Source organism: Ammoniphilus sp. CFH 90114, assembly GCF_004123195.1.
GTDB lineage: Bacteria > Bacillota > Bacilli > Aneurinibacillales > RAOX-1 > YIM-78166.
Genome location: NZ_SDLI01000007.1, coordinates 225,260 through 235,059, shown reverse-complemented (window position 1 = coordinate 235,059; position 9,800 = coordinate 225,260). Strand labels below are relative to the sequence as shown.

Here is a 9,800-nt window from a genome sequence, read left to right as displayed (position 1 = left end):
CAGATGCGCTACCAAGCTGCGCTACTTCCCGTCTGCAATGGCGTGCCCGGAGAGACTCGAACTCCCAACCTTCTGATTCGTAGTCAGACACTCTATCCGATTGAGCTACGGGCACACACATGTATGATTATTATTAATATGGAGCGGACGACGAGACTCGAACTCGCGACCCCAACCTTGGCAAGGTTGTGCTCTACCAACTGAGCTACGTCCGCTTGATGGATGGTGGACGATGACGGATTCGAACCGCCGACCTCTACGATGTCAACGTAGCGCTCTAACCAACTGAGCTAATCGTCCTTTATATAGTGAGCAAAGGCAAAGACATGGCCGCTTCCCCAAAGGGTAGCTAGATAAATTCTCATTCATTCTTTACGAAGCGACAAGAGATAATATAGCACATCTACATCGTTATTGCAAGCTTGATTTTACAAAAATTTGCTCCTCATCATTCAAGGAACAACGATTACAATAATGGACTGGTACCGAAGGTCGGGGTCGAACCGACACTCCTTACGGAACACGATTTTGAGTCGTGCGCGTGTGCCAATTCCGCCACTTCGGCACGATGAAATGTTTAATGTCTCGAGACAGTAGTATAATATCATGGAGCATTTCCAAATGCAATTTCTTTTTTAGATTTTTCTAATTACATTCTAACTTTCGTTCAGCCTTAGCTTTCCGGAAGGTTCTAGGCAATTTACCTAGTATGAACATTGGTCGTTTTATGTATTAATATGCTAAAATGAATTTTATCAACATTTACAACGTATTCATAGTATATATCCGATATATTTTCTGGAGGTGAAAAGATGAATACTGACTTTATTCGCGTTAAATCTCTAGAAGGCGAATTAAAATTGTCTCAGATGAAAAGTCAATTTGGTTGTTCCATAACGACGAAAGAGCTAATCTTTTTAAAACCTCATCATTCATACCAAATACAGTTAGCAGATATCATTAGTATGATTCCGCATCAATTACATGGTAAACCTTTGACCTTCTCTCCGCAGGCTTCAAAAGAGGAAAAGGTGGTTGCTTCTTTTGGAAACAATTATTATAAAATCTCAGTGGAAAAGGTCAAAATTTATAATCGAAGCGGTACTTTTGAGCGTGGTAAGATGGATTTTATCGTACCTTTAAGTCAAAAAATGCTTGAGCATGTGGCCCAATATAGTAGTATGACCGTATTAAACTAAATTGTTTTTCTCATTTTTACAAATATACTTTTCAAATAAAAACTGTTAGAATATATGAAATATCAAGAGGTGGAGGGAACCATTATGACAAGAAAAATGAGAAGTGACACAATCAAGCGTGGATTCGACCGCGCTCCCCATAGAAGTTTATTAAGAGCAACAGGAGTAATTCAAGACGAGTCCGATTGGGACAAGCCTTTTATTGCCGTTGCCAATTCTTACATTGACATCATTCCAGGTCATGTTCATTTACAAGAATTTGGGAAGATCGTGAAAGAAGCCATTCGTGAAGCGGGTGGAGTTCCTTTTGAATTTAATACCATCGGAGTTGATGATGGAATCGCAATGGGTCACATCGGTATGCGCTACTCTCTACCGAGCCGTGAAATTATCGCTGATTCAATCGAAACGGTTGTATCTGCTCATGCTTTCGACGGACTTATTTGTATCCCGAACTGCGATAAGATTACTCCTGCGATGATGATGGCATCACTGCGTGTGAATATCCCGACTATTATTGTTACAGGCGGACCGATGAAGGCTGGAAAAACCTCTGACGGTCGCTCCATCTCTTTATCTTCTGTTTTTGAAGGCGTTGGCGCTTTCCAATCCGGTAAAATTAATCAGGAGAGCCTAGATGAGCTTGAAAAATATGGTTGCCCTACCTGTGGATCTTGTTCCGGAATGTTTACTGCTAATTCTATGAACTGTCTTGCAGAAGTGTTAGGACTAGCTCTTCCTGGCAATGGAACGATCCTTGCTGTATCTGACGAGCGTAGAGATTTAGTAAAAAGGGCTGCAAAACAAATTATGAATTTGATTGAGATGGATATCAAGCCACGTGATATCGTGACAGAGAAAGCGATTGACAATGCTTTCGCCCTTGACATGGCCATGGGTGGTTCTACCAACACGGTTCTTCACACCTTAGCCATCGCTAACGAAGCAGGCATTGACTACTCTTTGGAGAGAATTAATCTTGTTGCCGATCGAGTGCCACATCTGTCTAAGATCGCACCTGCTTCTGATTATCATATGGAAGATGTCCACCTTGCAGGTGGTGTTACAGCGATCCTAAACGAACTTAGCAAAAAAGAAGGCGCTATTCATGTTGACACTCTTACTGTCACAGGTAAAACACTAGCCGAAAACATTGCTGGACACGATATCCAAAACAAAGAAGTCATTCGTCCTCTCGATAACCCTTATTCTGCAAAGGGTGGACTATCCATCCTATTCGGAAATATGGCACCTGAAGGTGGCGTAATTAAGACAGGCGCTGTTGAGCCGGGAATCAAAAAGCATGAAGGCCCAGCCATCGTATTTGATTCTCAAGAACAAGCTCTTGAAGGAATTGCTACTGGTAAGATTAAAGAAGGACATGTCGTTGTTATCCGTTACGAAGGACCAAAGGGTGGTCCAGGAATGCCTGAGATGCTTGCTCCTACTTCTCAAATCATGGGGATGGGTCTTGGAACCAAGGTAGCCCTTGTTACGGATGGTCGCTTCTCCGGAGCTTCTCGCGGAATTAGTGTAGGTCACGTTTCTCCTGAAGCAGCAGAAGGTGGACCGATTGCCTATATTCAAGATGGTGATATTATCACGATTGACCTTGAAACCAATCGCTTAGAAGTTCAAATTTCTGATGAAGAAATGGCAAATCGCAAAGCCCAATGGCCTGGTTTTGAACCAAAAGTAAAGACAGGATACCTTGCTCGTTATTCTAAACTTGTAACCTCTGCTAGCACAGGTGGAATTATGAAAATCTAAGTAAAGAAACGAAAAAAGACGATGGATAAGAAATTATCATCGTCTTTTTTTCTGCCTATTTGATGGTCTCTTCATCCCCCATGTAATGAAGTTGGGCAAAATAAATAAAATCCCACCTATACTTAGTGGGATTATCTTAACCTCTGATTTAGCAAGATGATTTTCGTTGTGTGGAAAGATAGGCAATTCTGCTATTAATTAACTGAACCTGCTCGTAAAGTTTCATTCTTGAGTCCCAATTCAAATCAGGACTGACCACTGAATCCTTAATCCTGTTCTTCTTTTCACGTAAAGTCCCTATGTCTTGTAATGCCTCAATTTCATTCCTAAATGAACTCATAGAAACCTCCTTAACACCTCATAAAAAAGAATCTAATTTCAGTGACTTAATCTAAGAATACCAAAATCAGGATAATCTGTCCACAGAAACATGTGCATAAATTGTTATTATCCTGTTAATTTACTGTTTATAAATCTTCATATCATGTGGATAAATTAATGTGTATATTTTTCTCGATTCCTACCCATAATAAAAATCCACAGCAAGGGACGAGGGCTTTTAGCCCACTGGTCGTCCGCTGTGGAGAGCTCTTCAAAAAGAACCAACCTGATTTGTGGCTGACTGTTAGCCATGACGGATTAAACGATCCGCCCTAAAACAAAAAAGGAGTGACATGCGAATGGCTCAAAATTCTAACAACAACCAAAAATTAGTACCTCAAGCGGCTCAAGCACTAGATCAAATGAAGTACGAGATTGCTTCTGAGTTCGGTGTAGAGCTTGGTGCTGATACTACGTCCCGCGCCAATGGTTCTGTAGGTGGAGAAATCACAAAGCGCCTTGTGCAATTTGCTGAACAACAACTATCTAACCAACGCTAAAGTCTTAAGGTAACCCTCCTTCTAAGGAAGCGGATCATCCGCTTCCTTTTTAGCTTTATAAAGAAAGGATGAACGTTAACCATGCAGCTAAATATTATTTGTTATAACATCCATAGCGGTAGAAATCTTTTTTATCGCCCTACTCTTGATCTCATCATTCAATTTTTAAAGGAGCAATCAGCCGATATTATTTCTCTCCAGGAAGTCCATCATAACTCAAAGCAAGGATGGCAGTTTGACCAAATCATGAAAGGTCTTGCCATGGATGGAAGCTATGGAGCAAACGTGAAAATTACAGACGGTGCTTACGGCAATGCAACATTTTCACGTTATCCCATTGTTTGGAGCAAAAATGTATGGTTACCGAGCCAGAAGGAGCAACGTGGCATGCTGCATTCTGTTCTGGAGATCCAAAGGAAGAAAGTTCATATTTTTAATACTCACCTTGGGCTTGGGAAAAAAGAGAGAGAAATGCAACTCGAGGCTTTGACTCATACTGTAGAAGAATGTGGATCCTCTTGTTTACTGATGGGTGATTTAAATACAACCGTTTCGCTTCCTTTCCCTAACATGATTGACTTAGGAAAAAAAGCAGGGAAAGAAAGTCAACCGACTATCTTTCCCTTGAAAAAACGCATTGATTATATTTATGCCTCTTCTTCTTTTGAGCTTCTTCATTATGAAGTGAATCAAGTCAACCACTCTGATCATTATCCAATCAAGGCAACGGTGCAATTAGTTGAGTAATTGGAGGATATAGGGTTTTAGATCAATCAGTCTGGGATGTTCAAATGGCCTTGTCTGATCTTCTGACCCCGCTATGATAAGGGGAATGGTCGAATCTTTACGATGCAAAGATCCGTGGCTTCCCCCATTAAGATGTGTAGGGGCAAACGCGGATTTGAACTCATAACCTGGTTTAGCTGTTATGGCGATCATAGGAATATCCTGTGAGTAGAGAGCACCGTTCAATCTAGCCAAGACATCTGGGAAGTCTCCATAGCTAAGCGCGTCATCGTTCCCGCTAATTTGAAGATCTAAGATACCAGGGTTTCCTTCAATTGTCCAACCAGCACCGTATACATCTTTCAGCTTACCTTTTCGCCGAAACCGAAGTCGCCCTTCTTTCTCTCCAGAACAAACTGAAATCCACTCTCCATCTCTATAGGCAATAATATCAATTCGAATATCCTGCTTAAGACGGTGGATGATTTCTGCTTCTACTCCATGTTTAAATGGATAAAGATATGTCATCCGCTCGTTATTTGCGATCAAAAGATCATCTTCAGGAGCTGGCGTGCCGCCATATGGGGTGATTCTCATGCCCAATAACAAATCTTCAAGTTTGATATTATGTTGCTCCTCCGACTTGCCTATGAGTGTTTGACCATGGTCTCCAGTTATAATAAACACGTATTTTTCCAACGCGTGTTCCCAGGAGGAAAATTGGTTGAGGACAGATTGCAGGCGTTTATCTACCTTTTGCAATATAGCCATAGCCTTTCTCGGATGGATGTGTACTTGATGATCGTTGTCCGGAAGATAGACCATGGTAAAGTCAGGTGTCGTATCATGAGTAATGAGATGATTTAACAAACGAATGGCAAAGTCATCGTTAATTCCATAATGCTTAAAAACTGTCTCATCAAAGCCCCAGGGCAACTTAGGCTGTATGTTGGAACGAACGAGACTTCCAAGAGTAAATAGATCAGGACCACTGACATCGTCATAAGAACGAAAACCAGTAACCAATTTAACTAAAAACGGAAGATTGACCTTGTATTTCTTGAGAGAACGATGGGCAATTAAATTAATTGAACCCGTAGTTTTCCCCTTTAAGGCCAATTCTTCATATAAGGTTGAGACGTTGCGGCTTAGATGCCTATCGTTCATTTGGCATAGGGCATCATCTATACATTGGCCGAGCCCTAATTTTAATACAGGCAATGAACCGTTCGTGTAATTCACCAGCTTACGCTTATCCGGATCATACCAGACGAGAGCTGGGATTTTATGCTTGTCCGGATATTCTCCTGTAACGAGTGAGCAATCCACCGAGGCCGTCATGGTTGGAAATACACTTGTACAATTGTTCCAATACATGCCCTTTTCCTTAAAAAACGCTAAGGCCGGGAGCATTCCGCGATCGATACCATCCTCTAAAACCTCAGGCATCAAGGAATCTATCATTAAGAAAATGACCTTTTTCACGAATAGTCCCTCTCCCCTTTTGGTTGGTCAAGTATTGTATAGTTTGTACAAGGTTATCCTTTTTATTCCACCATTTTGAGAAGAGAAATCTCTTCTTCTCGCAATTCACGATACTCTCCTAGAGAAAGCGCGGGATCAAGAGAAAGATTACCCATTTTAATTCTTTTTAGATACTTAACTTTTTTCCCGACGGCTTGGAACATTCTCTTTACCTGATGAAATTTTCCTTCATGGATGGTTAATTCGATCTTGGATAATTCACCCGATTGCAAGATCACAAGGTGAGCTGGCAGAGTCGTATATCCGTCATCAAGCTGAACTCCCTTTGAAAAGGCGAGAACATCTTCTGAGGTGACGATGCCTTCTACATCAGCATAATAGGTTTTTGGAACGTGCTTTCGGGGAGAAAGTAATTCATGTGCCATTTTTCCATCATTCGAGAGAATCAACAGGCCTTCAGTGTCCTTATCTAGACGTCCGACGGGGAACACCTCAAATGGTATGTATTCTTGATCAAGCAGATCTATCACTGTACGCTCCACTAAGTCCTCCGTGGCAGAGATTACCCCTTGAGGTTTGTTCAACATCAAATAGACAAACTCCCGATACCTTACGATCTCCCCATCAAATTCAACCTGTTGCTCCTCTGTCTCTACATGCTGACTGCTATCTTTTACGATTTTACCATCCACCACAATCAAACCATCTTTGGCAAATTTCTTAATATCTTTTCTTGTGCCATATCCCATATTGGATAGTAGCTTATCAAGCCTCATTTTGGCCATTGAACGCTCTCCTCCATCATATTTTTCCACTATTTTCCCCGACTTGGTTAAAAAATAAAAGGGCAATCCTAAAGGATTACCCTCGAACAACATTCTAATCTTCTTCAGCAGGATACCAATTATCAAGCACCTTTGCCTCTAGAACCTTTCCTTTTACAAACGACACTTGAGTTTCTGTGAAGTTCGCTGTCCAGTCCAATCCAAGCTCTTCAGCAATACCTGCGACGGTCAAGAGCTCTTGCCAAGCTACGTAACGCTTATACCAGAAAAATTGAGGATGTTCGCTCATGTAAGGGTATAGATCATCAAACTCCGTATGCTTACAATCCACAGCACGCTCAAATGTCTTCTTTGCTTTCTGTATCTTTTCCTCAAAGAATTTCGTAATATCTTGATCCATTTGGATGGACATGTCAGTTCCCCTCCCAAGCATTTTCTTTTCATTATAATACATTTTGGAGGGTAAAATCGATGTTTAACTAAATTTATTACACAATAAAATTCTGGCAACCTGCCCTATTAGTCGGTCGTCGTTGGATTCCCTTGAGCAGGCGGTTCAAGTAAATTTTCCTCAGGTTCCACAGGTGTTGGTTCGATAGGTGTGACTTCTGGCGGCTCCGTAGGAGGTGCCTGTTCCTCAGGCGGAAGGATCTCTCCCTCTCCTTCTGTACCTTCTTCCATAGGCGGTGCTAGCTCCGGATCCGATATCGGTTGTGGAATTAGACTAACCACATTGGAAGCTGAACCTTCCCGTCTATTCTGTGTATCATAAGGTACTACAAAATAGTGAATCGGTTCTGTCGATTGAATGCCCATGTCGATCCATTCACTGTATTCTGTTTCACCAATTAGTTCTCGATTGGCCGGATCCCCAATATAGCGATATATCCTATATAAAATACGTTCGTCAGGGATAGGTGACCAAATCAAATGAATGGAATCTATTGTGTTTGTCGCTTGAAGGTCGGTAATAGGCTGCAGGTTCACTGGTGGCTCTAGTTCCTTGACACCTTTAGGTCTGGTGAACGATTTGACTTCCCGCCCCTTTAGGGCTTCTGTCATTACCGTTCTGAAGAATTTTGCCGTTACCGAACTTCCTTCTGTCAGGTAGTTCGTCTTGGCATTGGATTTATCGTAACCCATCCAAATAGCTCCAACATATTCAGGCGTATAACCCACAAACCAGGCATCACGGTTACCGCCCTTGGTTCCTTCCATTTGAGTGGTACCTGTCTTCCCTGCAACAGGACGGTTCATCTTTGCACTTTTCCCTGTTCCTTCGTTTACTGCCGCTTGAAGCATTTTGGTCATATAGTACGCAGTCTGTTCGGTCACGACAGTGGATGTAGCGACATCTTTCTGCAGTAAGGCTCCATCGCGATCCTGAATTTTAACAATCGCATGAGGTTCAATGACCACACCATTGTTAGCAAATGCACTGTAGGCAGCCGCCATCTCCATAGGAGTAGCACCATGCGTAAGTCCACCTAAGGCAATACCCAGCTGGCGATCTTGTTGTTTATCATAAGCTATACCAAAGCGGTCAAGATATCGGAAACTTGTTTCAATGCCGATCTCATTAAGCAACCAAACTGCCGGGACATTCTTCGAGCGTTTAAGTGCATCATACATCGATACTTGCCCCAGATACCCATCGCCATTCCAGTTACTCGGACTGTACCCTCCTGAGAAGGTCATTTTTTCATCCTTTAACATGTCGTATGGGTTCCAGCCTTTTTCTAACGCTGGGGCATACACGGCAAGCGGTTTAAAAGTCGATCCAGGACTTCGTTTGGTTAACGCCCTGTTCAATCCCTTTGTGACATATTCACGGCCACCCATCATAGCGACGACCCCACCGGTATGAGGGTCCATAATGACCATACCTGCCTGAACCGGATCTTTAGACTTGCTCTTAGGGAAGAGAGCTGGATTATCAAAAGCCTTGATCATCGCGTTCTGAGCCTTAGAATCCATCTCCGTATAGATCTGATATCCCCCGCGATATAACTGGTTTTCGGTCAAATCAAATCGCTCTTGTGCTTCCTTAAGCACATAATCAACATAAGCCCGAATCGCTTGATCCCCTTTTCCTGCTCCTACAAGTTGTAACTCTTCATTGGCTGCTGCTTCCCGCTCTTCTTTTGTTATAGATCCGTTTCTCTCCATCAGAGCAAGAACTACTTTTCTACGTTCCAATGACTTTTCATAATTCTTAAGAGGGGAATAGTTGTTTGGCGCTTTAGGAAGAGCGGCTAAAGTCGCTACTTCCGCAAGAGTTAAATCATTTAAATCATCTTTCCCAAAGTAATACCTCGCAGCTGACTTAATGCCATATACGGCATCCCCAAAATAGATCTCGTTGAGGTAAAACTCAAGGATCTGCTCTTTAGAGTAGTTTTGCTCTAAATTCACCGCAATGATAGCTTCCTTCGTTTTTCTCCAAATGGATTTTTCATGTGTCAAATAAACGTTCTTCGCCAACTGTTGGGTGATGGTACTTGCTCCTTCCACCTTGCTGCCGGCTCGAATATCCTTATATAGTGCACGTGCAATAGCGATCGGATCTAAACCTTGATGGGTAAAGAAGCGCTCATCCTCTACATTGACGAAAGCACTAACGATAATAGGAGGAATCTCTTGATAAGGAACCGATTCTCTGTCCTCCACGTATAAACGAAAGACTTCTCGTTCTTCATTATCGTATAGAATAGTTGTTTCAATTTGCTCCTTCACTTTGCCTTGATCTACTAAAGCATTGCCTACAGACAGGACAGCGGCACATCCGCCTACAGCAAGCAACATCATCAAGCCCACCAGAACCGCAAACCATTTCCATATGTTTACTTTTTTCTTTTTTTTCTTTTTCATTTCTCTCCCCCCTGTTAGACAGGTCAAAGTTGTTATTAATCTAACCATAGTTATTTACTCTGTAAAGGTAAAAAAAGTTTCGT

At 42.1% G+C, this 9,800-nt stretch carries 9 protein-coding genes and 4 tRNA genes; 4 read left to right on the top strand and 9 right to left on the bottom strand.

Going from position 1 to position 9,800, the window contains the following annotated elements; all coding sequences use genetic code 11:
* Positions 1–38: 38 nt before the first annotated feature.
* From EIZ39_RS17355 to EIZ39_RS17340, 4 genes are all read right to left on the bottom strand, one after another.
* Positions 39–115, bottom strand: a tRNA-Arg gene (locus tag EIZ39_RS17355).
* A 24-nt stretch (positions 116–139) separates the two neighbouring features.
* A tRNA-Gly gene (locus EIZ39_RS17350) sits at positions 140–215 on the bottom strand.
* A gap of 8 nt (positions 216–223) precedes the next feature.
* Positions 224–300 (bottom strand) — tRNA-Val (locus EIZ39_RS17345).
* A 180-nt stretch (positions 301–480) separates the two neighbouring features.
* Positions 481–565, bottom strand: a tRNA-Leu gene (locus EIZ39_RS17340).
* A 247-nt stretch (positions 566–812) separates the two neighbouring features.
* On the opposite strand from EIZ39_RS17340, the gene EIZ39_RS17335 reads away from it, so the two are divergent.
* Positions 813–1,199 (top strand): hypothetical protein, encoded by a 387-nt coding sequence (locus EIZ39_RS17335; RefSeq protein WP_129201345.1) that lies wholly within the window; start codon positions 813–815, stop codon positions 1,197–1,199.
* A gap of 84 nt (positions 1,200–1,283) precedes the next feature.
* Positions 1,284–2,969 (top strand): dihydroxy-acid dehydratase, encoded by a 1,686-nt coding sequence (gene ilvD, locus EIZ39_RS17330; protein ID WP_129201344.1) that lies wholly within the window; start codon positions 1,284–1,286, stop codon positions 2,967–2,969.
* 148 nt (positions 2,970–3,117) lie between these two features.
* Here ilvD and EIZ39_RS17325 read toward each other — a convergent pair whose 3' ends face one another.
* The gene (locus EIZ39_RS17325) at positions 3,118–3,309 is read right to left on the bottom strand and encodes a hypothetical protein (RefSeq protein ID WP_129201343.1); all 192 of its coding nucleotides are present in this window, start codon (positions 3,307–3,309) and stop codon (positions 3,118–3,120) included.
* Between the two features lie 340 nt (positions 3,310–3,649).
* Between EIZ39_RS17325 and EIZ39_RS17320 the strand changes: the two genes are divergently transcribed.
* Both EIZ39_RS17320 and EIZ39_RS17315 read left to right on the top strand, forming a co-directional pair.
* On the top strand, positions 3,650–3,850 hold the full coding sequence (locus EIZ39_RS17320; RefSeq protein ID WP_129201342.1) for an alpha/beta-type small acid-soluble spore protein: 201 nt from the start codon (positions 3,650–3,652) through the stop codon (positions 3,848–3,850).
* 81 nt (positions 3,851–3,931) lie between these two features.
* Positions 3,932–4,597 (top strand): endonuclease/exonuclease/phosphatase family protein, encoded by a 666-nt coding sequence (locus EIZ39_RS17315; RefSeq protein WP_129201341.1) that lies wholly within the window; start codon positions 3,932–3,934, stop codon positions 4,595–4,597.
* On the opposite strand, the gene EIZ39_RS17310 is transcribed toward EIZ39_RS17315, so the two are convergent.
* From EIZ39_RS17310 to EIZ39_RS17295, 4 genes are all read right to left on the bottom strand, one after another.
* Complete coding sequence (locus EIZ39_RS17310; protein ID WP_129201340.1) at positions 4,586–6,061, bottom strand: alkaline phosphatase family protein; 1,476 nt, start codon at positions 6,059–6,061, stop codon at positions 4,586–4,588. The two genes, EIZ39_RS17315 and EIZ39_RS17310, sit on opposite strands and share 12 nt — an antisense overlap.
* Before the next feature lie 62 nt (positions 6,062–6,123).
* Entirely contained in the window at positions 6,124–6,837 is a 714-nt protein-coding gene (locus EIZ39_RS17305; RefSeq protein ID WP_129201362.1) for a pseudouridine synthase, read from the bottom strand.
* Positions 6,838–6,940: 103 nt separating this feature from the next.
* The gene (locus EIZ39_RS17300) at positions 6,941–7,258 is read right to left on the bottom strand and encodes a hypothetical protein (RefSeq protein ID WP_129201339.1); all 318 of its coding nucleotides are present in this window, start codon (positions 7,256–7,258) and stop codon (positions 6,941–6,943) included.
* A 107-nt stretch (positions 7,259–7,365) separates the two neighbouring features.
* Entirely contained in the window at positions 7,366–9,717 is a 2,352-nt protein-coding gene (locus tag EIZ39_RS17295; RefSeq protein WP_164985149.1) for a transglycosylase domain-containing protein, read from the bottom strand.
* Between the last annotated feature and the right edge of the window lie 83 nt (positions 9,718–9,800).